Origin of the sequence: Streptomyces sp. NPDC047002, assembly GCF_040704505.1 — a bacterium.
Classification (GTDB): Bacteria; Actinomycetota; Actinomycetes; order Streptomycetales; family Streptomycetaceae; genus Streptomyces.
In genome coordinates, this window is record NZ_JBEYWC010000029.1 from 45,924 (window position 1) to 71,678 (window position 25,755).

General features: G+C 74.8%; 16 protein-coding genes. 11 read left to right on the forward strand and 5 right to left on the reverse strand.

Features of this window, described 5'->3' with window-relative positions:
* Window positions 1–38 precede the first annotated feature (38 nt).
* A complete protein-coding gene (locus tag AB0910_RS23930; protein ID WP_366746674.1) occupies window positions 39–2,354 on the reverse strand; it encodes an FdhF/YdeP family oxidoreductase in 2,316 nt (771 codons plus the stop codon).
* Window positions 2,355–2,603: 249 nt separating this feature from the next.
* Here AB0910_RS23930 and polA point away from each other — a divergent pair, with 249 nt between their 5' ends.
* A complete protein-coding gene (gene polA, locus AB0910_RS23935) occupies window positions 2,604–5,315 on the forward strand; it encodes a DNA polymerase I (RefSeq protein WP_366746675.1) in 2,712 nt (903 codons plus the stop codon).
* Window positions 5,316–5,566: 251 nt separating this feature from the next.
* Window positions 5,567–7,402, forward strand: a complete 1,836-nt coding sequence (locus AB0910_RS23940) for a lytic transglycosylase (protein ID WP_366746676.1) — start codon at window positions 5,567–5,569, stop codon at window positions 7,400–7,402.
* A 73-nt stretch (window positions 7,403–7,475) separates the two neighbouring features.
* On the opposite strand, the gene hrpB is transcribed toward AB0910_RS23940, so the two are convergent.
* Together hrpB and AB0910_RS23950 are read right to left on the reverse strand one after the other, a co-directional pair.
* Window positions 7,476–10,001 (reverse strand): ATP-dependent helicase HrpB, encoded by a 2,526-nt coding sequence (hrpB, locus tag AB0910_RS23945; RefSeq protein ID WP_366746677.1) that lies wholly within the window; start codon window positions 9,999–10,001, stop codon window positions 7,476–7,478.
* Between the two features lie 3 nt (window positions 10,002–10,004).
* Window positions 10,005–10,916: a class I SAM-dependent methyltransferase gene (locus tag AB0910_RS23950; RefSeq protein ID WP_366746678.1), complete on the reverse strand. Its 912-nt coding sequence runs from the start codon at window positions 10,914–10,916 to the stop codon at window positions 10,005–10,007.
* A gap of 559 nt (window positions 10,917–11,475) precedes the next feature.
* Between AB0910_RS23950 and rpsA the strand changes: the two genes are divergently transcribed.
* The 4 genes from rpsA (at window position 11,476) to coaE (ending at window position 16,520) form a co-directional block, all read left to right on the forward strand.
* The gene (gene rpsA, locus AB0910_RS23955) at window positions 11,476–12,984 is read left to right on the forward strand and encodes a 30S ribosomal protein S1 (RefSeq protein ID WP_366746679.1); all 1,509 of its coding nucleotides are present in this window, start codon (window positions 11,476–11,478) and stop codon (window positions 12,982–12,984) included.
* 329 nt (window positions 12,985–13,313) lie between these two features.
* Window positions 13,314–14,840 (forward strand): flavin monoamine oxidase family protein, encoded by a 1,527-nt coding sequence (locus tag AB0910_RS23960; RefSeq protein WP_366746705.1) that lies wholly within the window; start codon window positions 13,314–13,316, stop codon window positions 14,838–14,840.
* A gap of 97 nt (window positions 14,841–14,937) precedes the next feature.
* On the forward strand, window positions 14,938–15,882 hold the full coding sequence (locus tag AB0910_RS23965; protein ID WP_366746680.1) for a PAC2 family protein: 945 nt from the start codon (window positions 14,938–14,940) through the stop codon (window positions 15,880–15,882).
* 32 nt (window positions 15,883–15,914) lie between these two features.
* Window positions 15,915–16,520 (forward strand): dephospho-CoA kinase, encoded by a 606-nt coding sequence (gene coaE / locus AB0910_RS23970; RefSeq protein WP_366746681.1) that lies wholly within the window; start codon window positions 15,915–15,917, stop codon window positions 16,518–16,520.
* Between the two features lie 78 nt (window positions 16,521–16,598).
* Here coaE and AB0910_RS23975 read toward each other — a convergent pair whose 3' ends face one another.
* Together AB0910_RS23975 and AB0910_RS23980 are read right to left on the reverse strand one after the other, a co-directional pair.
* On the reverse strand, window positions 16,599–16,910 hold the full coding sequence (locus AB0910_RS23975; RefSeq protein WP_366746682.1) for a DUF6343 family protein: 312 nt from the start codon (window positions 16,908–16,910) through the stop codon (window positions 16,599–16,601).
* Between the two features lie 87 nt (window positions 16,911–16,997).
* Complete coding sequence (locus AB0910_RS23980; RefSeq protein WP_366746683.1) at window positions 16,998–17,339, reverse strand: hypothetical protein; 342 nt, start codon at window positions 17,337–17,339, stop codon at window positions 16,998–17,000.
* 248 nt (window positions 17,340–17,587) lie between these two features.
* Here AB0910_RS23980 and AB0910_RS23985 point away from each other — a divergent pair, with 248 nt between their 5' ends.
* The 5 genes from AB0910_RS23985 (at window position 17,588) to AB0910_RS24005 (ending at window position 25,754) form a co-directional block, all read left to right on the forward strand.
* A complete protein-coding gene (locus AB0910_RS23985) occupies window positions 17,588–18,664 on the forward strand; it encodes an SPFH domain-containing protein (RefSeq protein WP_366746684.1) in 1,077 nt (358 codons plus the stop codon).
* A 244-nt stretch (window positions 18,665–18,908) separates the two neighbouring features.
* Window positions 18,909–21,887 (forward strand): DEAD/DEAH box helicase, encoded by a 2,979-nt coding sequence (locus tag AB0910_RS23990; protein WP_366746685.1) that lies wholly within the window; start codon window positions 18,909–18,911, stop codon window positions 21,885–21,887.
* Window positions 21,888–21,943: 56 nt separating this feature from the next.
* Complete coding sequence (locus AB0910_RS23995; protein WP_366746706.1) at window positions 21,944–23,137, forward strand: SWIM zinc finger family protein; 1,194 nt, start codon at window positions 21,944–21,946, stop codon at window positions 23,135–23,137.
* Between the two features lie 47 nt (window positions 23,138–23,184).
* Window positions 23,185–23,610, forward strand: coding sequence for a hypothetical protein (locus AB0910_RS24000; protein WP_366746686.1), 426 nt, complete (start codon window positions 23,185–23,187; stop codon window positions 23,608–23,610).
* A 122-nt stretch (window positions 23,611–23,732) separates the two neighbouring features.
* Window positions 23,733–25,754 (forward strand): hypothetical protein, encoded by a 2,022-nt coding sequence (locus AB0910_RS24005; RefSeq protein WP_366746687.1) that lies wholly within the window; start codon window positions 23,733–23,735, stop codon window positions 25,752–25,754.
* Window position 25,755: the final 1 nt, after the last annotated feature.

Consider the following 25,755-nt stretch of genomic DNA (forward strand, 5'->3'; position numbering starts at 1 on the left):
GGCCCGGCTCCGATCCTGTGCGTGGTGTGTGGCTCCCCCTACTTACCAGACGCGCCGCCGGCGTCCTGTGCCGCGGGTTCGAAGCGCACGACCACGGACTTGCTCGCAGGCGTGTTGCTGGTGTCCGCGGTGGAGCCCAGCGGGACCAGCACGTTCGTCTCCGGGTAGTACGCGGCCGCGCAGCCGCGTGCCGTCGGGTAGTGGACGACGCGGAAGTGCGGGGCGCGGCGGTCCACGCCGTCCTTCCACTCGCTGACGAGGTCGGTGTACGCGCCGTCCACGAGGCCGAGTTCGCGCGCGTCCTCCGGGTTGACCAGTACGACGCGGCGGCCGTCTGTGATGCCGCGGTAGCGGTCGTCGAGGCCGTAGATCGTGGTGTTGTACTGGTCGTGGGAGCGCAGGGTCTGCAGCAGCAGCCGGCCGGGCGGCACCTCGGGCACCTCGACGGGCGCGGCGGTGAAGTTGGCCTTGCCGGTGGCGGTGGGGAAGCGGCGCTCGTCGCGCGGCGCGTGGGGCAGCGCGAAGCCGTTCGGGTCGGCGACCCGCCGGTTGAAGTCCTCGAAGCCGGGGACGACCCGGGCGATGCGGTCGCGGATCGCCGCGTAGTCCCGCTCGAACTCCTCCCACGGGGTGCGGGACGCCCCACCGAGGACGGCGCGCGCCATCCGGGCGACGATGGCCGGCTCGGACAGCAGGTGCGGGGAGGCGGGCGGCAGGTTGCCGCGGGACGCGTGGACCATGCCCATGGAGTCCTCGACCGTCACCACCTGCCGGCCGCCCGCCTGCACGTCGCGGTCGGTGCGGCCGAGCGTCGGCAGGATCAGGGCGCGGGCGCCGGTCACCGCGTGGGAGCGGTTGAGCTTGGTGGAGACGTGCACGGTGAGGCGGGTGGTGCGCATGGCCGCCTCGGTGACGTCGGTGTCGGGGGTGGCCGCGACGAAGTTGCCGCCCATCGCGAAGAAGACCTTGGCCGCGCCGTCGCGCATCGCCTCGATGGCCCGTACGACGTCGTAGCCGTGGTGGCGCGGCGAGGTGATGGAGAACTCGCGGTCGAGGGCGTCGAGGAACTCGGCGGCGGGCCGCTCGAAGATGCCCATGGTGCGGTCGCCCTGCACGTTGGAGTGGCCGCGCACCGGGCAGACCCCGGCGCCGGGGCGGCCGATGTTGCCGCGCAGCAGCAGGAAGTTGACGACTTCCCTGATGGTCGGCACGGAGTGCTTGTGCTGGGTGAGGCCCATGGCCCAGCAGACGATGGTGCGCTCCGATGCGAGCACCAGGTCGAGTGCCTGTCCGATCTCCTCGCGGGTGAGGCCGGTGGCGGCGAGCGTCTCGTCCCAGTCGGCGTCGCGCGCGACCTTCACGAAGTCGTCGAAGCCGTGGGTGTGCTCGTCCACGAACTCCTGGTCGACGGCGCCCGGGGTCTCAAGGACCAGTTTGTTCAGCAGCCGGAACAGGGCCTGGTCGCCACCGATCCTGATCTGGAGGAACAGGTCGGTGAGGGCGGCGCCCCTGAGGGTGCCCTTCGCGGTCTGCGGGTTCTTGAACCGTTCGAGTCCCGCTTCCGGCAGCGGGTTGACGGAGATGATCTTCGCGCCGGCGGCCTTCGCCTTCTCCAGGGCGGAGAGCATCCGCGGGTGGTTGGTGCCCGGGTTCTGCCCCGCCACCACGATCAGGTCCGCGCGGTGCAGGTCTTCGAGGGAGACGCTCCCCTTGCCGATGCCGATGGTCTCCGTGAGCGCGGAACCCGACGACTCGTGGCACATGTTGGAGCAGTCGGGCAGGTTGTTCGTGCCGAACTCGCGGGCGAACAGCTGCAGCAGGAACGCCGTCTCGTTGCTGGTGCGGCCCGAGGTGTAGAAGAGGGCCTCGTCGGGGGAGGCGAGGGCGCGCAACTCCTCCGCGATGATCGCGAAGGCGCGCTCCCAGGAGACCGGCCGGTAGTGGCCGTCCGCCTCCGGGTCCTCGCCCCGCTCGAACAGCACGGGCTCGGTGATGCGGCCCTGCTGCCCCAGCCAGTAGCCGCTGCGGGTGGCCAGGTCGGAGAGCGGGTGCGCGGCGAAGAACTCCGGCGTCACCCGGCGCACGGTCGCCTCCTCGGCGACGGCCTTGGCGCCGTTCTCGCAGAACTCGGCGATGTGCCGGTGCTCGCCCTCGGGCCAGGCGCAGCCCGGGCAGTCGAAGCCGTTCTTCTGGTTGACCTTGAGGAGCGTACGTGCGGTGCGGGCCGCGCCCATCTGCCGCTGCGCGATCTGGAGGCTGTGGCGTACGGCGGGGATGCCGGCGGCGGCGTGCTTCGGCGGGCTGATCCGCGGCGCGTCCTGGGCAGGGTCCTCCGCGGGGGGCTTGCTGACCATGGTGCTCTCACTCTCTGCCGGGCTCCGGGTGGGGGAACCCGCACCGGACAGGGCCGGATAGCGCGAACTGTCTACAATATTCAATGATCCCATGCGGGCGGGCCGCCGGGTCCTGCGCCCCGATGTGACGTGGCCCACCGGAAAAGCCGCGCGGTGCCCGGCGGCCCGCGCCCCCGGGCCGGGCGGCCGCCGCCCCGGGCACGCCGACGGCGGTCGGGAATGTCGGTGCGGCGTGGCAGGATCGGACGCGTGGCTGAGACAGCATCGAAGAAGACCCCGCAAGACCGTCCGCGCCTGCTCCTCATGGACGGGCACTCCCTGGCGTACCGGGCGTTCTTCGCGCTGCCCGCGGAGAACTTCACCACCGCGTCGGGGCAGCCGACCAACGCCATCTACGGCTTCGCGTCGATGCTGGCGAACACGCTGCGCGACGAAGCACCGACGCACTTCGCCGTCGCGTTCGACGTGTCGCGGAAGACCTGGCGCTCCGGCGAGTTCCCGGAGTACAAGGCGAACCGCTCCACGACCCCTGACGAGTTTAAGGGACAGGTCGAACTCATCGGGGAGCTGCTCGACGCGATGCACGCGGAGCGCTTCGCCGTCGAGGGCTTCGAGGCGGACGACATCATCGCGACGCTCGTCACCCAGGCGGAGGCCGAGGGCTTCGAGGTCCTGATCGTCACCGGCGACCGGGACTCCTTCCAGCTGGTCAGCGACCGCACCACGGTGCTCTACCCCACCAAGGGCGTCTCCGAGCTCACCCGCTACACCCCGGAGAAGGTCCACGAGAAGTACGGGCTGACCCCCGCGCAGTACCCCGACTTCGCTGCGCTGCGCGGCGACCCCTCGGACAACCTCCCCGGCATCCCCGGCGTCGGCGAGAAGACCGCCGCCAAGTGGATCAACCAGTTCGGCTCGTTCGCCGAGCTGGTCGAGCGCGCCGAGGAGGTCAAGGGCAAGGCCGGGCAGAACTTCCGCGACCACCTCGAATCGGTGAAGCTCAACCGCCGCCTCACCGAGATGGTCAAGGACGTGCCGCTGCCGAGGGCCGTGGCCGACCTGGCCCGCGCCCCGTACGACCGCACCGCGCTCACGGGCGTGCTCGAAGTCCTGGAGATCCGCAACCCCAGCCTGCGCGAGCGGCTCCTCGCCGTCGACCCCGGCGCGGCCGATGCGGAGCCGCCCGCGCCCGCGGCGGGCGTCGAGCTCGACGGGTCCGTCCTGTCCACGGGCGAGCTCGGGCCCTGGCTCGCCGAGCACGGCGCCGAGCCCCTCGGCGTCGCCACGGTCGACAGCTGGGCGCTCGGCACGGGCAACATCAGCGAGATCGCACTCGCCGCCGCGGAGGGGCCCGCCGCCTGGTTCGACACCACCCAGCTCGACGAGGCGGACGAGCGCGCCTTCGCCGAGTGGCTCGGCGACGCCGACCGCCCGAAGGTCCTGCACGGCGCCAAGAACCTGATGCGGGTCGCCCCCGAGCACGGCTGGCGCGTCGCGGGTGTCGGCATGGACACCGCGCTCGCCGCCTACCTCGTCAAGCCCGGGCGCCGCTCCTTCGCACTCGACTCCCTCGCCGTCGAGTACCTGGGCCGCGAGCTGAGCCCGCCGGCCGCGGCCGACGGGCAGCTCGCGTTCGGCACCGACGAGCGGGCAGAGGCCGAGGCGCTGATGGCGCAGGCGCGCGCCGTCCTCGACCTCGGGGACGCCTTCACCGAGCGGCTCGCCGAGGTCGGCGCCGCCGGCCTGCTCACCGAGATCGAGCTGCCCACGTCCGCCATGCTCGCCCGCCTCGAACGGCACGGCATCGCCGCCGACCGGGCCCATCTGGAGGCCATGGAGGAGCAGTTCGCCGGGGCCGTGCAGCAGGCCGTGAAGGAGGCGCACGCCGCGGCGGGCCACGAGTTCAACCTCGGCTCGCCCAAGCAGCTCCAGGAGGTCCTCTTCGGCGAGCTCGGCCTGCCGAAGACGAAGAAGACCAAGACGGGCTACACCACCGACGCCGACGCCCTCGCCTGGCTCGCCGCGCAGACCGAGCAGGAGCTGCCGGTGATCATGCTGCGCCACCGGGAGCAGGCCAAGCTGCGCGTCACGGTCGAGGGTCTGATCAAGACCATCGCCGCCGACGGCCGCATCCACACCACGTTCAACCAGACCGTCGCCGCGACGGGCCGGCTCTCCTCCACCGAGCCCAACCTCCAGAACATCCCCGTCCGCACGGACGAGGGCCGCGCCATCCGCCGCGGCTTCGTCGTCGGCGAGGGGTACGAGTCGCTGATGACGGCCGACTACAGCCAGATCGAACTGCGCGTGATGGCCCACCTCTCCGAGGACGAGGGCCTCATCGAGGCGTTCACCTCGGGCGAGGACCTGCACACCACGGTCGCCTCCCAGGTGTTCGACGTCGAGAAGGGCGCCGTCGACCCGGAGATGCGGCGCAAGATCAAGGCGATGTCGTACGGACTCGCCTACGGGCTCTCGGCGTTCGGCCTCTCCGGGCAGCTCGGCATCGAGGCGGCCGAGGCGCGCGTCCTGATGGAGAACTACTTCGAGCGGTTCGGCGGCGTGCGGGACTACCTGCGGCGCGTCGTCGACGAGGCGCGCGCCACGGGCTACACCGAGACCATGCTCGGCCGCCGCCGCTACCTGCCCGACCTCAACAGCGACAACCGCCAGCGCCGCGAGACCGCCGAGCGCATGGCGCTCAACGCGCCCATCCAGGGCACCGCCGCGGACATCGTCAAGATCGCGATGCTCAACGTCGACCGCGCCCTGACCGAGGAGGGCCTCGGGTCCCGGATGCTGCTCCAGGTCCACGACGAGATCGTGCTGGAGATCGCCCCCGGCGAGCGGGCGCGCGTCGAGGAGCTGCTGCGCCGCGAGATGCCCGCAGCGGCCCAGCTCCGCGCCCCGCTCGACGTGTCCATCGGCTCGGGCGCCGACTGGGAGTCCGCGGCGCACTGAGCCACCATCCACCGGCCGCGCGGCGGGCGGCGGGCGCACCCGCAAGGGCCGCCCGCCGCCCGCCGTTCGCATGCCCCGCTGCCGCCGCGGGGCCCGTCTTCCTGTGAGCCGGGCAAGCGGCGGGCAACTCACAGGTGGCGAACCGGTGAAAAGCGGTCAGGGGACGCTGTCCCCGCGCCAAGTGGTGTCGTAGGGTCACCTGGGTCGGGGCGCGGGAGCGCGAAGTGTCGTTCTGGGGGAGGTCATTCGTCATGGCAGCGCTTTTCGGTCGCAGGCTGCGCAGAGGCGCGACCAGCACCGCGGTCGCCGCGGTCGCCATCGCCGCACTGTCCGCCTCGCAGGCCCCCGGGCTCACCGCGCCGCTCACCGGCGGCGGACAGCGCAGTGCCGGGGACGCACAGGACCAGGGCCCGGACACCGCGACGGGCAACTCGCCCTACTACACCGACCTTCCGCCGCTCGCGTCGCCGACGCCCGCGGCCGGCGCCACCGCGGAGCCCGGAGGTACGGCGGCGGGCGGCCCGCAGGAGTCGGGCATCCCCGCCACGGTCCTCGCCGCGTACAAGCAGGCCGAGCAGGCGCTGAAGGAGACCAACCCGCAGTGCCGCCTGCCGTGGCAGCTGCTCGCCGCGATCGGCAAGGTCGAGTCGGGCCAGGCGCGCGGCGGCGCGGTCGACGCCGGCGGCACCACCCTCAGCCCGATACTGGGCCCCGTCCTCGACGGGAACGGCTTCGCGGACATCACGGACACCGACCACGGTCTCTACGACCAGGACACGGTGCACGACCGGGCCGTGGGCCCCATGCAGTTCATCCCGTCGACCTGGCGCACCTGGGGCCGCGACGGCAACCACGACGGCGTCAAGGACCCCAACAACATCTTCGACGCCGCGCTCGCCGCGGGCGCCAAGCTCTGCGCGAGCAACCACGACATGACGGTCCAGGCCGACATGAACGCCGCGATCCTCGGCTACAACCAGTCGCAGCAGTACCTCGACACCGTCCTGTCCTGGTACGAGTACTACCTCAAGGGCACCCACGAGATCCCGGACGGCGCGGGCTCCGTGTCCCCGACGGAGTCCTTCGACCCGCTGCCCTCGGCCGACCCGTCGAGCAGCCCCCCACCGACCCCCTCCGGCACGCCGTCCGCCTCGAAGCCCGGCCACCCCGCGGCCCCGCCCTCCGGGGCCCCCACCCCGAGCGACCCCGGCAAGCCGTCCACACCCCCCGGCGACGGCTCCACGACGCCGCCCGCCACGGGACCGGCGTTCAAGTCCCTCGTCAAGACCGTGGACGACCGGCTGACCGCCGTGGCCGGCGCGCTCTTCGCCGAGCAGCCCCAGGTGCGCGCCGTGGACGACGCCGGAAAGCCCGTCGCCGGGGTCGCCGTCACCTTCGAGATCACCGGCGGCACCGATGCCCGCTTCGACAAGGGCGGCGACAAGAGCGGCACCAAGGCCACCGTCACCACCGGCAAGGACGGCACGGCGAACGCGCCCGCCGTCAAGGCGGGCGACAAGACGGGCACGTTCACCGTACGGGCCACGGCAGGGGACGCCCCCGCCGTCGACTTCACCGCGACCGTCACCCCGCACACCGCCGACGCCCTCGCCTACCTCGGCAAGGCCGGCGATCAGAGCGCGGTGGCGGGCAGCGACTTCAAGCAGCCCGTCGCCGTCAAGGCCACGCTGAAGGGCGAGGCCGCGGCCAAGGTCGCCGTCTCCGCGGAGATCCTCGACAAGGACGGCAAGCCGGTGCAGGAGGGCGGGCCGTTCTTCAAGACCGCGGGCGGGGCGGGCAGGACGGCCACGACGCTGTCCGGCCTGACCACGGCCGCCGACGGCACCCTCACCCTGCCGGTGCTCACCGCGGGCAAGGACACCGGGCGGTTCACGGTGGTGCTCACTGCCGAGGGCGGCGGCACCGTCACGATCGGCGTCGAGGTCATCGCGGCCGTCGCGCCCTCCGACCCGCCGTCGGGCCCGCCCTCCCCGTCGTCGTCCGCCTCGCCCTCGGCGTCCGGCTCCGCGTCCCCGTCCCCCTCAGCCTCGGCATCAGCTTCGGCCTCGGCCTCGGCGAAGAAGTAGCCGCCCCGGGCCGCGCAGGCCGCCCGGGAGCGCCGTACGCCCCGCGGGAAGACGTCCGCGGGGCGTACGGCGCTCAGCTGCTCCTCGGCCGCACCCGCCGCGTGGCCTCGGCCGTCGACGGGTCCTCCGGCCACGGGTGGCGCGGATAGCGGCCGCGCAGCTCCGCCCGCACCGCGCGGTAGCCGTCCCGCCAGAACGACGCCAGGTCCGCGGTGACCGCGGCCGGACGGCCGGCGGGCGAGAGCAGGTGCACCAGCACCGGCACGCCCGCGAGCACGGGCGTCTCCCGCAGCCCGAACACCTCCTGGAGCTTCACCGCGAGCACCGGCTGCTCCCCGTCGTACGCCACCCTGATCCGCGAGCCGCTCGGCACCTCGATCCGTTCGGGCGCCAGCTCGTCGAGGCGCGCGGCCTCGCCGCTCGCCCACGGCAGCAGCCGCCGCAGCGCCTGCCCCGCTTCGATCCGCGCCAGGTCGGCGCGGCGCCGGGCCCTGGACAGCTCAGGTTCGAGCCAGTCGTCCGCCCGGTCGAGCAGCGCGGCGTCCGACACGTCCGGCCAGCCGCCGCCCACCGCGCGCCGCAGGAACGCCAGCCGGTCCCGCAGCTGTTCGGCCTCCCGCGTCCAGCGCAGCAGCCCGAGCCCCTCGCGGCGCAGCCCGTCGAGCAGCGCGGCCCGCACCGGTGCGGCGGGCGCGTCGCGCAGCGGCCGTACGGACAGCTCGACCGCCCCGAGCCGCTCCACGCGCCTGGCCACCACGTCGCCGTCCTCCCAGCGGACCTCCTCGCCCGCCGAGCGCAGGTCGCCGGCAGCGGCGAGCGCCGTGTCCTCCTCGATCACGGCCGCGAGCCGCACCCGCGCGGCCGCGGCGGACGCGGGCCGGTCGGCCACCGCGACCGCGAGCCACTCCTGGCCGCGCAGCCGCGACCCCTCGCCCAGCTCAGCCCCGGTCCCCGACACCATCAGGTACGCGCCGCCGCCCCGCGCCGCCGCCACCCGCTCGGGGAAGGCGAGCGCGGCGAGCAGACCGGCCGCGGCGTCGTCGCCGACCCGTCCCGACGGGGCGCGCCCTCCGCCCGGCAGGGCGCCTTCGAGCCGCCGCACCTCCTGTCGCCACCTGGCCCCGTACGCGTCGCCGCCGGCCCGCGCCGAGCGCAGGGCCGCCGCGAGGTCGTCCCCGTACGAGCGGGGCGGCTCCTCGCTCAGCAGCGCCACCACCTCGGCCGCGCGCCGCGCGCCCACCCGCCCGGCGCCGTCGAGCAGCGCACGCGCGAGCCTGGGGTGCACGCCGAGCCCGGCGAGCCGTGTGCCGCGCGGCGTCACCCTGCCGTCCCGCCCGGTCGCGCCGATCGCCCCGAGCACCGCGCGCGCGGCGGCGAGCGAGCCCGCGGGCGGCGGGTCGAGCAGCGCGAGGCCCGAGGCGCCGGGGTCGCCCCAGCACGCCGCCTGGAGCGCGAACGCCGTCAGGTCGGCCACCTTGATCTCCGGCGCGGGGAAGCGGGGCAGCCTGCCGTGCTCCGCCTGGTCCCAGCACCGGTACACCGCGCCGGGCGCCTCGCGCCCCGCGCGGCCCGCCCGCTGCGCGGCGCCCGCCTGCGAGACCCGGACGGTCGTCAGCGCCGGGAGCCCCCGCGCGTGGTCCGTGCGCGGCTCGCGGGCGAGGCCCGCGTCCACCACCGTGCGCACCCCCGGCACGGTCAGGCTCGACTCGGCGACGGCCGTCGAGAGCACCACCCGCCGCCCGTCCGACGGCCCGGCGAGCACCGCGTCCTGCACGGCGGCCGGCGCCCTGCCGTGCACCTGGAGCACCTCGGCCCCCAGCGCCCGCACGTCCCCAAGCTGCCCCGCCACCCGGGCGATCTCGCCCACACCGGGCAGGAAGGCCAGCACGTCGCCCTCCGGCCGCTCCGCAAGCGCCCGGCGCACCACCGACGCGACATGGGCGAGCAGCGCAGGGTCGACCCGCATGCCGTGCGGCGGCCGCACCGGCCGCGCCGGCGGCGCCCACACCACCTCCACCGGGTACGAGACCCCGCTCGCCTCGACCACCGGCGCGTCGCCGAGCAGCGCGGACCAGCCCGCTGCGTCCGTCGTCGCCGAGGCCGCGACGAGCCGCAGCTCGGGCCGCAGCGCGGCCCGCACGTCCAGCAGGAAGGCGGCCGCCGTGTCCGCGTCCAGATGCCGCTCGTGGCACTCGTCGAGCACCACCACGTCCACGCCGGAGAGCTCCTGGTCGCGTTGGAGCCGCTGGAGCAGCACGCCCGTGGTGACGACCTCCACCACCGTCGAGCGCCCCACCGCGCGCTCGCCGCGCACCGTGAACCCGACGCGCTCGCCGGTCCTCTCGCCCAGCAGCCAGGCCATCCGCCGGGCGGCGGCGCGCGCGGCGATGCGCCGCGGCTCCGCCACGAGCACCCGCCGCACCGGCCCCTGCGCGCCCGGCAGCAGCCCGGCGAGCGCCGGCGGCACGAGCGTCGTCTTGCCCGTGCCGGGCGGCGCGCACAGCACCGCGGCGCCCGCCGCGTCCAGCGCCGCCGCCAGCTCGGGCACGGCCGCGGCGACGGGCAGCGCGGCGAGCGCCTCCTCGCGTACGGGCGGCACGGCTCAGTCCCGTACGCAGACGAAGATCGCGGTGCCGGGCAGCACCGCGCCGCGCAGCGGCGACCAGCCGCCCCACTCCTGCGTGTTCCAGGCGGGCCACTCCGGCTCCACCAGGTCGAGCAGCCGGAACCCGGCGGCCCCCAGGTCCCGCACCCGGTCCCCGAGCGTCCTGTGGTGCTCCACGTAGACCGCGCGGCCGCTCCCGTCCTGCTCCACGTACGGGGTCCTGTCGAAGTACGACATCGACGCCGTCAGCCCCTCAGGACCCGGCTCGTCGGGGAACGCCCAGCGCACCGGGTGCGTCACCGAGAACACCCAGCGCCCGCCGGGCCGCAGCACCCTGCGCACCTCGCGGAACACCCCCACCTGGTCGGCGACGAACGGGATCGCCCCGTACGCCGAGCACGCCAGGTCGAAGGCGCCGTCGCGGAAGGGCAGCACCCCCGCGTCCGCCTGCACGAGCGCCACCGAGTCCGCGCGCTCGTCGTCGATCCTGCGGGCGTGCTGGAGCTGGCGGTGCGAGAGGTCGAGGGCGACAGGCCGCGCGCCCTGCGCGGCGAGCCACCGCGAGCACTGGGCGGCGCCCGCGCCGATCTCCAGGACATCGAGCCCGCGCAGCGACTCCAGCGGGCCGAGCAGCTCCGCCTCCATCTCGTCGAGCCCCTCGGGGCACCAGACGAAGCGGTCGTCGCCGAGGAACGTGCCGTGCTCGACCTGGTACTCGTCGGCGTTCCTGTCCCACCATCCGCGGTTGGCCCGCGCGCTCTCCGCGGCGCCGGACGGGCGGCGTGCCGCCTCGGGCTCCGGAGGCTCCGCGTTGGCCGCGGCCCCGCTCCAGGGAGCGGGGCCGGCGGGGACAGGAGGGACTGCGGGGACAGGGGTGCCGTGCCGGTGTGCGCCGTGCTCTTGGTTCATCGTGCCCGTCGTGGTGTCTCGTGGTGGAAGTGCGGAGGCGTCCGCGGTCCGCGGACGCGGACGAAGATGCGGATGCGGACGAAGATACGGAGGGGAAGGGGAAGGGGTGGTGGGGATGGTCTCGGGCCCGGTCGGCGTCGTAAAATATTCCCGGTTCCGGGACGAGGTCCGCCGCCGTGCCGAGTCTGGCAGTGCGCCGTGTGCGGCGCGGGGCGAGGGTCCTGCGGAGCACCCGGCTCCGCGGCCGGTGTCCGGCCGGGCCGCCCGGGGACCGCGTACGACGTGCCGCTTTCCGGTATGCGGCGTTCCGCCCCCGGTGGGCGCCTTCGCGCATTGACCATGCCTGGCCGCCCCCGTATGCTAAAGGTTGCGCTGCGGGCTTGCGCGCCTCAGACGTAGCAGCCGCGCTCGCATCTTTGGAGTCTCCTCGGTTCGTCGAGGCGCTTGCCCGGTTCCCGGGTCGGCGCTTCCCGGGCTGGCCTGGTTCCACTGAGGCGATATCGGGCTCTCGGCGTAGCAGTACCTACGATCCAATGTCCGTACCGGAGCCCTTTCCCACATGACGAGCAGCACCGAGACCACCGCCACCACCCCGCAGGTTGCGGTCAACGACATCGGTAATGAGGACGCCTTCCTCGCCGCGATCGACGAGACGATCAAGTACTTCAACGACGGCGACATCGTCGACGGCGTCATCGTGAAGGTCGACCGGGACGAGGTCCTGCTCGACATCGGTTACAAGACCGAGGGTGTCATCCCCTCCCGCGAGCTTTCGATCAAGCACGACGTCGACCCCAACGAGGTCGTCGCCGTGGGCGATGAGATCGAGGCCCTGGTTCTCCAGAAGGAGGACAAGGAAGGCCGTCTCATCCTGTCCAAGAAGCGCGCCCAGTACGAGCGCGCCTGGGGCACGATCGAGAAGATCAAGGAAGAGGACGGCATCGTCACCGGTACGGTCATCGAGGTCGTCAAGGGTGGTCTCATCCTCGACATCGGCCTCCGTGGCTTCCTGCCGGCCTCCCTCGTCGAGATGCGCCGCGTCCGCGACCTCCAGCCCTACGTGGGCAAGGAGCTCGAGGCCAAGATCATCGAGCTGGACAAGAACCGCAACAACGTGGTCCTGTCCCGCCGTGCCTGGCTGGAGCAGACGCAGAGCGAGGTCCGCCAGACCTTCCTCACCACCCTCCAGAAGGGCCAGGTGCGCTCGGGCGTCGTCTCCTCCATCGTCAACTTCGGTGCGTTCGTGGACCTCGGCGGCGTCGACGGCCTCGTGCACGTCTCGGAGCTGTCCTGGAAGCACATCGACCACCCGTCCGAGGTCGTCGAGGTCGGCCAGGAGGTCACGGTCGAGGTCCTGGACGTCGACATGGACCGCGAGCGCGTCTCCCTGTCGCTGAAGGCGACCCAGGAAGACCCGTGGCAGCAGTTCGCCCGCACGCACCAGATCGGCCAGGTCGTCCCCGGCAAGGTCACCAAGCTGGTTCCGTTCGGCGCGTTCGTCCGCGTGGACGAGGGCATCGAGGGCCTGGTCCACATCTCCGAGCTGGCCGAGCGCCACGTGGAGATCCCGGAGCAGGTCGTCCAGGTCAACGACGAGATCTTCGTCAAGGTCATCGACATCGACCTGGAGCGCCGCCGCATCAGCCTCTCGCTGAAGCAGGCCAACGAGTCCTTCGGCACCGACCCGGCGTCGGTCGAGTTCGACCCGACCCTGTACGGCATGGCGGCGTCCTACGACGACCAGGGCAACTACATCTACCCCGAGGGCTTCGACCCCGAGACCAACGACTGGCTCGAGGGCTACGAGACCCAGCGCGAGGCCTGGGAGACGCAGTACGCCGAGGCGCAGCAGCGCTTCGAGCAGCACCAGGCGCAGGTCATCAAGTCCCGCGAGGCGGACGAGGCGGCTGCGGCCGAGGGCGCGGCGGCTCCGGCCGCGAGCCAGGGCGGCGCCCCGGCGTCCTCCGGCGGCTCGTACTCCTCGGACTCCGGCGACAACTCCGGCGCCCTGGCGTCGGACGAGGCGCTGGCCGCGCTGCGCGAGAAGCTGGCCGGCGGCCAGAGCTGACGCCCGTGCGCTGACGTCGCACCCGTCCGCGCGCTGACGCAGGTGACGTGAGGAAGGCCCGTTTCCCCTCGGGGGAGCGGGCCTTTCGCGCGCCCCGGCCCCCGCGCCGCGTGTCGGGTCCCGTAACAGTCGTGAGGGGAGGGCAACACGGGGGACCAGCCGCGACCCACGGCCCGAAACACGCCATTGGCATGCTCCCGGCGACCGAATGACCGGAAGACGGTCAGGAAGGGGTCCGGGACATGCGTCAGACACCCACCACCAACTCCACGGGCACGAGCCGGCGGGGATTCCTGCGCACGGTAGGGATCACCGGAGGCGCGGGCGCCATGCTCGCGACCATGGGCGCCATGGGACTCGCCCCCACCGCCGCCCAGGCCGCACAGCGCGAGGCGGGCTACCGCGCCCCGCGCACCGGCGACTTCACCCTCGGCGGCAGGGCTGCCGCCAAGGTCGTCATCGTGGGCGGCGGCATCGCGGGCCTCGCCTCCGCCTACGAACTGGGCAAAGCGGGCTACGACTGCACGGTCCTCGAAGCCCGCGACCGTACCGGCGGCCGGAACTTCACGGTGCGCGGCGGCGACACCACCACCGACACCGCGGGCAACCGCCAGCAGGCGCACTTCAGCGACGGCCAGTACATGAACGCCGGCCCCGCCCGCCTCGCGCAGTGGATGCTCACCCTCGACTACTGCCGCGAACTGGGCGTCCCCATCGAGGCGTTCACCAACCAGAACGCCAACGCCTACCTCTTCGACGAGAAGGCGGGCATGACCGCCCCCGTGCGGTACAGGACCGCCAAGGCCGACCTGTACGGCTACGTCGCGGAACTCCTCGCGAAGGCCACGGACAAGGGCGCGCTCGACGGCGCAGTCACCGCGGACGACCAGGAGAGACTCCTGGGGTGGCTGAAGGACTTCGGCGACATCGGCGACTCGCTCACCTACACCGGCAGCGCCCGCCGCGGCTACGCAGCCGACCCGGGCGCCGCGGGCACGCCTGGCCGCGTCCTCGGCGGCGTGCCGTCCCTGTCCGACGTGCTGTCGGACGGCGTTGGCCGGTACTTCTCCTTCGAGTTCGACTACGACATGGCGATGATGATGTTCCAGCCGGTCGGGGGCATGGACCAGATACCGAAGGCCCTCACCAGAGCCGTCGGCGCCCACCGCATCCGTACCGGCGCCGTCGTCAGCGGCATCACCGACACCGCGCACGGCGTCACCGTCACCTACCGGAGCCAGGGGCGCGAGCACGCCGTGCACGCCGACTACTGCATCGCCGCGCTGCCCCCGCACATCCTCGCTGCCACCCCGCACAACCTCGGTGGCGCCGTGCAGAGCGCCCTGGAGGCCGTCACCCCGGTCTCCGCGGGCAAGATCGGCCTGGAGTACCGCAGCCGCTGGTGGGAGGAGAAGCTGCGCATCTACGGCGGCATCACCGAGACGGACATGGACCTCAGCCACATCTGGTACCCGTCGTACGGCTACCACGGCAGCCGCGGTGTGATCATCGGCTACTACAACACCGGCGCGAACGCCGACTCCTACGGCGCGCTGACCCCGGCGGAGCGGCAGCGGCGCGCCGTCGCCCAGGGCGTGAAGATCCACGGCGACATCTACCGCACCGAGCTGGCCACGGCCTTCTCGCACCACTGGCGCCAGACCCCCCACCTGCTCGGGGCGTGGCACAGCATGCCGGGCGGCCCGGACGCCGCCGCGTACGCGCCGCTCGACCGGCCGGCCGGCCGCGTCTACTTCGCAGGCGACTACCTCTCCTACGCCGACGCCTGGCAGCACGGCGCGTTCTCCTCGGCGCGCAAGGTGGTGACTACACTGCACCAGCGCGTCCTCGCCTGAGCGCGGAACCGGCACGGGACGGGAGGCGCGGGCCGGGGAATGCCCGCGCCTCCCGGCGCGTTCTTGCGGGGGAACAGCAGGAGGAGGAGCGGTAATCGTGCTTGATCCGCAGGCTTTGTACGAGTGGGACACCAAGGGCCTGGCCGCCGTCGACATGGCGCTGGCGCAGGAGACCGCGGGGCTTGTCATGCTCTACCACCTCGACGGCTACATCGACGCGGGCGAGACCGGCGACCAGATCGTGGAGAACCTGCTGGAGGCCCTCCCGCACCAGGAGGTCGCCCGCTTCGACCACGACCGGCTGGTCGACTACCGCGCCAGGCGCCCGCTGCTGACGTTCCGCCGCGACCGCTTCACCGCGTACGAGACGCCGACGCTCGCCGTGCGCCTGGTCCAGGACGCGACGGGGGCCCCGTTCCTGCTGCTCTCAGGACCCGAGCCGGACGTGGAGTGGGAGCGCTTCGCCGCCGCGGTCGAGCAGCTCGTCGAGCGCCTAGGCGTACGCCTGGCGGTCAACTTCCACGGCATTCCGATGGGGGTCCCGCACACCCGCCCCGTCGGCATCACCCCGCACGGCAACCGCACGGACCTCACGCCGGGCCACCAGAGCCCCTTCGACGAGGCGCAGATCCCCGGCAGCGCCGAATCGCTCGTCGAACTGCGCCTGATGGAGGCGGGACACGACGTGCTCGGCGTCGCCGCCCATGTGCCGCACTACGTCGCACGCTCGTCGTACCCGGACGCGGCGCTCACCGCGCTGGAGACGATCACGGCGGCCACAGGACTGGTGCTGCCCGCCGTGGCGCACGCCCTGCGCACCGAGGCGCAGCGCACCCAGACGGAGATCGAGCGGCAGCTCGGCGAGGGCGACGAGGACCTGGTCACGATGGTCCAGGGCCTTGAGCACCAGTACGACGCGATCATCGGCGCCGAGACCCGCGGCAGCCTGGTGGCCGAGCCCGCCGAGATCCCCTCGGCCGACGAGATCGGCCTGGAGTTCGAGAAGTTCCTCGCGGAGCGCGAGGGCGAGGGCGGCGCCTGACCGCACCGCGACCGCCGCATAGGCTGGGCCCCATGCTGAGAGTGGGGCTCACGGGCGGTATCGGGGCGGGCAAGAGCGAGGTGGCGCGGCTTCTCGCGTCCTACGGCGCGGTCCTCATCGACGCCGACCGCATCGCACGCGAGGTGGTGGAGCCCGGCACGCCGGGGCTGGACGCGGTGGTCGCGGAGTTCGGCACCGGCGTGCTCACCGCCGAAGGCACCCTCGACCGGCCCGCGCTCGGCCGGATCGTCTTCGCCGACCAGGCCCGCAGGGAGGCGCTCAACGCGATCGTCCACCCGCTCGTGCGTGAGCGCTCCGCCGCGCTGGAGCGCGCGGCGGGCGACGGCGCGATCGTCGTACAGGACGTGCCGCTGCTGGTGGAGGGCGGCATGATGAGCCACTTCGACGTGGTCGTGGTCGTCGACGCGTCGCCCGGCACCCAGCTCGACCGGCTCGTACGCCTCCGCGGCATGGCCGAGGAGGACGCCAGGGGCCGGATGGCCGCGCAGGCCACCCGCGAGCAGCGGCGCGCCGCCGCGGACGTGGTCATCGACAACGACGGGCCGCGCGAGGCGCTCCAGGCCCGGGTGCGCGAGGTCTGGCACGACCTGGAGCGGCGGGCCGCAGAAGCGGCCTGACCGGCGCGTGCCGCTTTGGCCGGAGGCGCCGGCGCAGGTGCGGCCGGGGTCAGGGGCGGTGGCCCGGGTACCGCCGGGTCAGGGGTGGTGGCGCAGGTGCCTTCCGTACCCGCGGCCGCCGTCCCGCCGCCGCGGCTCCCGCACCGGCTCGTACGGCGGCACGTCGCGGCCCGGCTGGAAGTGCGGCCCCTGCCGCATCCGGTGGACGATCACCCCGAGGTCGACCAGCGCGATCAGCGCGAGCGCCGCGCAGATGCCGGCGAGGACCGGCGCGGAGAGCAGCGCCAGCACGGCGGCGGCGCCACCGCACCACAGCAGCCCCCACAGACTCAGCCAGAACCGCATGCGCAGCGCACTGCGCGCGGTGACCGGCTCGCTTCCCGTACGCATCGCTGACCCACCTCCTCCGGCGCTCACCCACGGGGTACCCGGTGGGCGCGGGCCGAAGCGGCCCCGGCGGGGAAAACGGGCGCCGGATCAGTGGACGAAGCGGTAGCTGCGCCAGGGCGGGTTGTGCGGGGAGATGGTGTTCGTCAGCGTGGTCGCGATGTACACCGGGTGGGCGCCCGCGCAGTCGGGCGAGGGGTAGGCGACCAGGTCGACGAGCGAACCGTTGTGCACCGCGCGCGCCCCGGTGGGGCCGAAGCGGTGGCACCCGGTGACGGCGGGGCTGCTGACCTGCACGACGCGGCCCTTGCTCGTGGTGTGGTCGACGGGCCCCACGGCGGTCCTGCCGAGGCTGGAGCAGCCGGCGAGCCCGGCCGTGAGGAGCGCCGCGCAGGCGGCGCCTGCCACGCGCCTGATCGGGGTCACGTGCATGAGCCGTCCTCGTCTCTGCGTCTGTATGCCTGTGCGCCTGTCCGCCTGTGCGTCTGGTCCGGGTGGGCGCGGGTGGTCGCGTGTGGTGCGGGTGATGCCACCTTGCCCCGGGGCGCCAGGGCCCGGCACGCGCTGTACCGCCGGGCGGGCGAACCGCGGCTGCGGAGCCCGGCACGCGCGGCCTCGCCCGTGCCGCGGCGGCGGGCTTACGGTGGAAGGGAGCCTCGGTCCGGCGTCAGGGGGCCATCATGGTCGAGGGATGGATCACAGCAGCGGTCGTCGTGGTGTGTGCCGCGGTGGTGTACGCGATGGCCGCGGCGAGAGTGGTCAAGCAGTACGAGCGCGGCGTGGTGTTCCGCTTCGGCCGGCTGGTGCACGGGGTGCGCGCCCCGGGGTTCCAGTTCGTGGTGCCGTTCGTGGACCGGCTGCACAAGGTGAACATGCAGATCGTGACGATGCCGGTGCCCGCGCAGGACGGCATCACGCGGGACAACGTCACCGTGCGGGTGGACGCCGTCATCTACTTCAAGGTCGTCGACGCGGCCGACGCCCTGGTGCGCGTGGAGGACTACCGGTTCGCGGTCTCGCAGATGGCGCAGACCTCGCTGCGCTCCATCATCGGCAAGAGCGACCTGGACGACCTGCTCTCCAACAGGGAGAAGCTCAACCAGGGCCTGGAGCTGATGATCGACAGCCCGGCCGTCGCCTGGGGCGTCCAGATCGACCGCGTGGAGATCAAGGACGTGTCGCTGCCGGAGACGATGAAGCGCTCCATGGCGCGGCAGGCCGAGGCGGACCGTGAGCGGCGGGCCCGGGTCATCAACGCGGACGCCGAGCTCCAGGCGTCGAAGAAGCTGTCGCAGGCGGCGCACGAGATGTCGCAGGAGCCCGCAGCGCTCCAGCTGCGGCTGCTCCAGACGGTCGTCGCGGTGGCCGCGGAGAAGAACTCCACCCTGGTCCTGCCCTTCCCGGTGGAGCTGCTGCGCTTCCTGGAGCGGGCCACCCCCGCCGAGGCCGCGCAGGCGGTCGAGGCCGTCTCGGACTTCGCGACCGCGACGGCGGGCGCCCCGGGCCAGGGGGCAGAGGCCACGCCGAGGGACGGCGCCGTGCCCGCGGCGCCCGAGCCGGACGCCGCGGTCCCGGCGCCGGAGGCAGCGGGCTCGATGCCGGGCCCCGCGACGCCGGAGCCCGACGCGGAGATTGGCCCCGACGGGGGCGCGACCGCCGGGCTGCCGCACCCCGGAGCGGACGGCGCACCAGGCGAGGACGTCCCGCTGGAGAGCCCGCGGGGGCCGGCGGGCGGCAGGCCGACCGGACGGGGCTGACGTCCGCCGGACGGGGCCGAGCGGCGGGGGCGCGCCCGCGCGGGGGCGCCACGTCGTGCGCGGTGTGGCCGCCGACGTGCGGCCGCCTGCCCAGTCACCTCCCCGACCTGCGAGGACCCCGTGCCGCGCGGCATTGTCAGTGCCCTTCCCTAGACTCGCCTGGAGCGAATCGGAGCGGTCGGAACGGCCTGGCGGCGGACGCCGGCCGGCGGGCCGCCGACGCGGGGGAAGGGCGGTGGTCGGTGTGGCGTACGGAGCGGGGGCGGTGCGCTGCGCCGCCGTGTTCCTCCCGGCCGAGCTGCCCCGGGAGGGGCGCGTCGCGTTCTGGGCGCCCTACGGTGAGCTGCCCGACGGCGCCTTCCCCGACCGTGCGACCGGCGAGCTGACCGTCCTGCGCGCGGCACCTGACGAGGCGGCAGGGGTGGCCGAGGCGGTGGTGCCCGCCGTCCTCGTACCCGTGGGCGAGGCGCTGCCGCTGCTGATGCGGGCCCGCGGCGACCGGGCGGCGCACCCGGCGGCCGCCTGCTGGGGCGCGGCCGCGCTGCACGCGCTCCAGCTGGTCGGCCGCGGCAAGCTGCTGCCCGGCCTCACCGCGGGCGACCACGACGCCTGGCGCGCCGGGCCGCTGGACGCCGAGGACGTCGCGCAGCTGCGGGCCGTCGCCGCCGCAATGCCCCCGGAGGCGCACGCGGTCCCGGCGCCGCGGGACACCGCGGGCGCGGAGTGGCGCCTGCCCGAGCCCGAGGCGCTCGTGCGGGCCTTCCTCGACGCGGTCGCCGACACGCTGCCGCGCACCCCGGCGGCGCCGTTCGCCGCGGGCGCCGCGTTCGCGGCCCGCGCGCCGCAGCGGCTGCCCGGCGCGCGGACGTGGGCCGCGGAGGCGGCCGCGGGGATGGACGCGGGCGTCCGGATCTCGCTCAGGCTCGACCTGTCGGCGTTCGAGGCCTTCGACGCCTCCGACGCGGCCGACCGCGAGCCCGGCGCGGCCGGGGAGCCTGTGCACGGCGTCAGGCGCGCCGCCGTCGCGCTCGTCCAGGTGCACAGCCTCGCCGACCCCACGCTCGTCGTGGACGCGGCCCGGCTGTGGGCCGGTGAGGGGGAGGAGGCGTTCGGGCCGCGCGCCCGCGTGGACGCGCTGCTCGCGCTGCGCCGCGCCGCGCGGGTGTGGCCGCCGCTCGGCCGCCTCACCGAGCGCGACGTGCCGGACGCCCTCGCCCTCGCAGAGCACGAGCTGTACGACCTGCTCGGCCCGGCGGCGAGCCGGCTGGCCGCCGCAGGCGTCGCCGTGCACTGGCCGAGGGAGCTGGCCCGCACGCTCACCGCCACCGCCGTCGTCGGACCGGTGCGCACCGCGCCGGGCTCCGCCACGGACGGCACGGTCTTCTTCGACAGCACCCAGCTCCTCTCCTTCGACTGGCAGCTCGCCCTGGAGGGCGAAGCGCTCACCGAGGCCGAGATGGACGCGCTCGCCGAGTCCCACCGTCCGGTGGTGCGGCTGCGGGACCGGTGGGTCGTCGTCGACCCGGCGCTCGTGCGCAAGGCGCGCAAGCGGGAGCTCGGCCTGCTCCAGCCGTCCGAGGCGCTGGCCGTCGCGCTCACCGGGAGCGCCGAGGTCGACGGTGAGCGCGTCGAGGCCGTGCCGACCGGCGCGCTCGCCGCGCTGCGCGACCGGATCGCCGCGGGCCCGGGGAGCCTGCCGCAGCCGCCGGGCCTCGCCGCGACCCTGCGCGACTACCAGCTGCGCGGCCTCGCCTGGCTCGACCTCATGACCGCGCTCGGCCTCGGCGGCTGCCTCGCCGACGACATGGGCCTCGGCAAGACGGTCACGCTGATCGCGCTGCACCTGCACAGGGCCGGCCGCGCCGCCGCCGCGGCGCGCGGGGGAGCGGGCGGCGGCCCGGCGGAAGGGCCCACCCTGGTGGTGTGCCCGGCGTCCCTCCTCGGCAACTGGCAGCGGGAGATCACCCGCTTCGCGCCCGGCACCCCGGTGCACCGCTTCCACGGCGCGGGCCGCTCGCTCGACCCGGTCGCGGGCGGCTTCGTCCTCACGACGTACGGCACGATGCGCTCGAGCGCCGACGAGCTGGCCGGGCACCGCTGGGGCATGGTCGTCGCGGACGAGGCCCAGCACGTGAAGAACCCGTTCTCCGCGACCGCGAAGGCCCTGCGCACCCTCCCCGCGGGCGCCCGGGTCGCGCTCACCGGCACCCCCGTCGAGAACAACCTCTCCGAGCTGTGGGCCCTGCTCGACTGGACGACGCCAGGGCTGCTCGGCCCGCTCAAGACGTTCAGGGCCCGCCACGCCCGCACCGTGGAGAACGTGGAGAACGCGCGCGCCGCGGGCGTCGCCGACGCCGACGACGACCAGGCGGTCGACCGGCTCGCCCGCCTCGTGCGGCCGTTCCTGCTGCGCAGGCGCAAGTCGGACCCCGGCATCGTGCCCGAGCTGCCGCCCAAGACGGAGACCGAGCACCCGGTGCCCCTCACCAGGGAGCAGGCTTCGCTGTACGAGGCGGTGGTCCGCGAGACGATGGGCGCCATCGAGGAGTCCGAGGGCATCGCGCGGCGCGGCCTCGTCATGAAGCTGCTCACGTCGCTCAAGCAGATCTGCAACCACCCGGCGCAGTACCTCAAGGAGACCCCGCAGCCCGGCGGCCCCGGCCGCACCGCCACGGCGGGCGTCAGGCTCGCGGGCCGCTCGGGCAAGCTCGCCCTGCTCGACGAGCTGCTCGACACGATCCTCGCCGAGGACGGCTCCGTCCTGGTCTTCACCCAGTACGTGGCCATGGCGCGGCTGATCGGCGCGCACCTCGCGAGCCGCGCGATCCCCGCCCAGCTGCTGCACGGCGGCACGCCCGTCGCCGAGCGCGAGCGCATGGTGGACCGCTTCCAGGAGGGCGAGGTCCCCGTGTTCGTGCTCTCGCTGAAGGCCGCGGGCACCGGCCTCAACCTCACCAGGGCGGGCCATGTCGTCCACTTCGACCGCTGGTGGAACCCGGCCGTGGAGGAGCAGGCGACCGACCGCGCCTACCGCATCGGGCAGACCCAGCCCGTGCAGGTGCACCGGCTGGTCACCGAGGGCACGGTCGAGGACAGGATCGCCGAACTGCTCGCCGCCAAGCGCGCCCTCGCCGACGCCGTCCTCGGCTCGGGCGAGGCCGCGCTGACCGAGCTCACCGACCGGGAGCTCGCCGACCTCGTGTCCCTGCGCAGGCCGTCGTGACCGCGCCCGCGCCGCGCCGCACCCGCCACGACGACCGGCGCGCCACCTTCCCCGCGATGCCGCGGCGCCCCGCGCACGGGGGGCCGTTCGCCGCCACCTGGTGGGGCGAGGCGTGGCTCGCCTCGATGGAGGACACCGCGCTCGACCCGGCCAGGCTCGGGCGCGGCCGTGCCTACGCGGACGGCGGCCACGTCGACGCGATCACCGTCACGCCGGGCCGCGTCATGGCGTACGTGCACGGCAGCCGCCCGCGCCCGTACCGCACCCAGCTCCGGCTGCGCACCCTCGGCGACGACGACTGGGAGGGCCTGCTGCGCAGCGCGGCCGAGCGGCCCGAGCACATCGCCGCGCTCCTCGACAGGGACATGCCGCACGCCCTCGCCGACCTGTCCGACCTGCTGCCCGCCGCCGGCGACCTGGTGCCCGACTGCTCCTGCCCCGACGACGGATACCCCTGCAAGCACGCCGCCGCGCTCTGCTACCAGACGGCCAGGCTGCTCGACGCCGACCCGTTCGTGCTGCTGCTCGTGCGGGGCCGCGCCGAGCACGAGATCCTCGCCGACCTCACGCGCCGCAGTGCCGCGCGCTCCGCCGCCGAGCGCACCGCGGCCGCGCCCGCGCTGCCGACGGTGCCGGCCGCCGAGGCGCTCGCCCCGCGCGCCAGACCCGCGCTGCCGCCGCCGCTGCCCGTGCCCGAGAGGCCAGGACGGTCGCCCGACTACCCGGCGGCGCCCGGCGCGCCCGACCCGTTCGCGCTCGACCTCCTCGCCACCGAGGCCGCCGTGCGGGCGCACGCCCTGCTCGTCCTCGGCGCGGATCCCGTCGCCGACCTGACGCCCTGGCAGGACGCGGTGCGGCTGGCCGCGGCCCACCCCGGCTCCGGGCTCACCGCGTCCACCCGTGCCCTCTACCGCGACCTGGCGGCCGCCACCGACCGCACCCCCACCGACCTGGCACGCGCCGTCGCCGCGTGGCGGCAGGGCGGCCTCGCCGGGCTCGACGCGCTCGAGCACGCCTGGGACCCGCCCGCCGGGCCCTTCGACCGGGCGCGCCCCGCGCTGGCCGCCGCCGGCCTCCCGGCGCTGCGCCCCTGGCGCAACCGCCTCACGGGCCCCACCCTTCAGCTGCGCCTCGGCCGCGACGGCCTCTGGTACGGCTACGAGTCGGACCGCGACCGCGAGGACTGGTGGCCGAGGGGCGTCCCCGACACCGACCCGGCAGGGGCCGTCATAGCCCTGCTCGGCCGGTGACCGGTACGCTGCTCAGCGTGGCGGCCCGGCAGCGGAGGGGGAGTCCTGTGGACGAAGCAGCCAGTGTGATGACGGCGGCGGCGACGGCCGTGCTCCAGCAGATGGCGCTCGACGGGTGGGCCGCGGCGCGCGGCCGCTTCACCGCGTTCCTGGCCCGCCGTCGCGGCACGACGGAAGGCCAGGAGGGCGCAGAACTCGACCGCATCCGAGCCGACCTGGCGCAGGCCCGTGCGGCGGGCGACGACGAGGCCCTGAGCGAGTTCCGGAGCGACCTCGCGGGCCGCTTCCGCAGGGCCGTGCGAGGCGACGGCGAGGCCCTGCGCGAACTGGGCGAGCTGGCGGCCGAGTTCAGCGTCGAGCAGACCCAGACGCAGATCCGCGACGTGCACAACTCCGTCACCGGCGGCACCCACTACGCCCCGGTCATCCAGACCGGCTCCGTCGGCCGCATCGACTTCGGCGGCCGCTCCTGAGCACGGCGCCGGCCGGCGACGGCGAGCGGAGCCGCGGGGAGGCGCCCCGTGCCTCCGTCCGCAACGAGGCCGGGGACAACCAGGGCGTCGCGGTCCAGGCCGGGCACATCGACCACCTCACCGTGTACCAGACCCCGCCCGCGGCCCCGGCCGACACCGAGCCGTACGGCGGCGAACCCCCGCCGGAAGGGCCGGTCTTCGAGAACCGGACCAGAGAACTCGCGGAGCTGCGCAGCCTGTGGCGCAGGCCGCCCGCCCAGGACCTCGCCCGGCCGGCGGTCGCCGTCCTCAGCGGCCCCGTGGGCATCGGCAAGACCAGCCTCGTGGTGCGTTTCGCACACGAGGTCGACCGGGACCCGGACCACCGGGCGCTCTACGCCGACCTCACCCGCTGGCGCCGTCCGGGCGGCGCCGCGGACCTGCGGGGTCTGCTGCGCCACCTGCTGGGTGCCCTCGGGGTCGCACGGCACTGGACGCTGCCCGACACGTACGCGGAGCTGCGGGGCATGTACCTGCGCAGGACCCGCACCGTACGGCTGCTCCTCGCCCTGGACGGCGTCCTGGCGCGCGACGAGGTGGAGGCGCTGCTCCCGGCCTCTCCCGAGTCCGTCGTCCTGGTCGCCTGCGCACGGCCGCTGCCCACGCTGACCGCGGTCGGCCTGCCGCTGGACGGCCTGGCGCCTGACCACGCGGTGGCCGTGCTGCGGGCCATGCTGCGCGGCACGCCGCGCGAGGAGCTCGGCCCCGAGGCACTCGCCCGGGTCGCCGGTGTCTGCGGCGGCTTCCCCGGGCTGCTGACCATGGCGGGCGGGCTGCTTCGCTCGCACCCCGGCCGCCGGGTGGAGCGGCTCGTCGCCGAACTGACCAGCCGGCTGACGCAGGAGGGCACGATGGCGAACGGCCTGGCAGACGAGGTGTACGCGGGGCTGCCGCCCCAGGCGCGCCGGCTGTACCGCCTGCTGCCGTACCACCCCGGATACGACATCGGGACGGACGCGGCGGCGGCCCTGCTCGGCACGGGGCTCGACGAGTCGGAGGACGCGCTGGAGGCCCTGGCCGAGACCGAGTTGGCCGCCGTGTCCACGCGGGTCCGCGCGGACGGCCCGTTCCGGCTGCGCCTGCCCGACGTGTGGCGCCCGCACGCGCTGCGCCGCGCGCAGCGCGACGGCGGCGAGGCCGAAGCGGGGGAGGGGCTGCTGCGGCTGCTGTGCTGGTACCGCCGCCAGGCAGAGCGGGCCGACCGGGCGATCGCCGAGCGCCGCCTGCGGGTCGCGGAGGCGCTCGGCGAGCAGCCGTACGGGCCGGACGTCGCCTTCAAGGGGGAGGCGGAGGCGCGGGCCTGGTTCGAGACGGAGAGCGGCGCACTGCACGGCCTGGTCCGGGTCGCCGAGGACCTGGGCGGCACGGCCCACGAGCACGGCGCGGCGCTCTGCGAGCCGCTGTGGAAGGAGTACGAGGAGAGCGACGGCCACGACACCGCGGCCGACTCGTTCGCAGGCGGCGTCGCCATGGCGCAGTCGGCGGGGCTCGTGGAGCTGGCGGTCCGGCTCCGCAGCCAGCTGTCGCAGCCGTTCGCGCGCACGGGCCGCCACGCCGAGGCGCTGGACCAGGCGGCGCAGGCCGTGCGCTCAGCAGCGGCGGTCGCGCCCGGCACCCTGCTGCAGGCCTCGGCCCTGGAGTTCCGCGGGAAGGCACTGGAGGCGAGCGGCGACCACGCCGGCGCGGTTGCCGACTACCGCGCGTCCCGGGCGGTGCACGAGGCGCTCCCCGACAGCGCGTACGGCGTGGCGCTGCAGGGCTTCCTCACGGGGCGCGCCCTGCGCAGGGCGGGGGACGCGGCGTCGGCGGCGGCCGAGCAGGAGGCGGCGCTGCCGGTGGCGCGCTCCACCGGCAACCACCGGCTGATCGCACGGGTGCTTACGGAGACCGCCGCGCTGCGCGAGGCGTCGGGCGACGCGCCGGGCGCGGTCGCCGCCTACGAGGAGGCGCTGGCCCATGAGGAGGCCAGGGGCGCCAAGTTCGACGTCAGGGTCGCGCTCCACGAGAGCCTGGCGGCCCTGGGCGAGACCCCGGACGCGCACCGCGCCGCGGCGGGGGAGCTGCGCTTGCGCGCGGGCGTCCCGGAGCCCGACGAGCCGCGCTGAG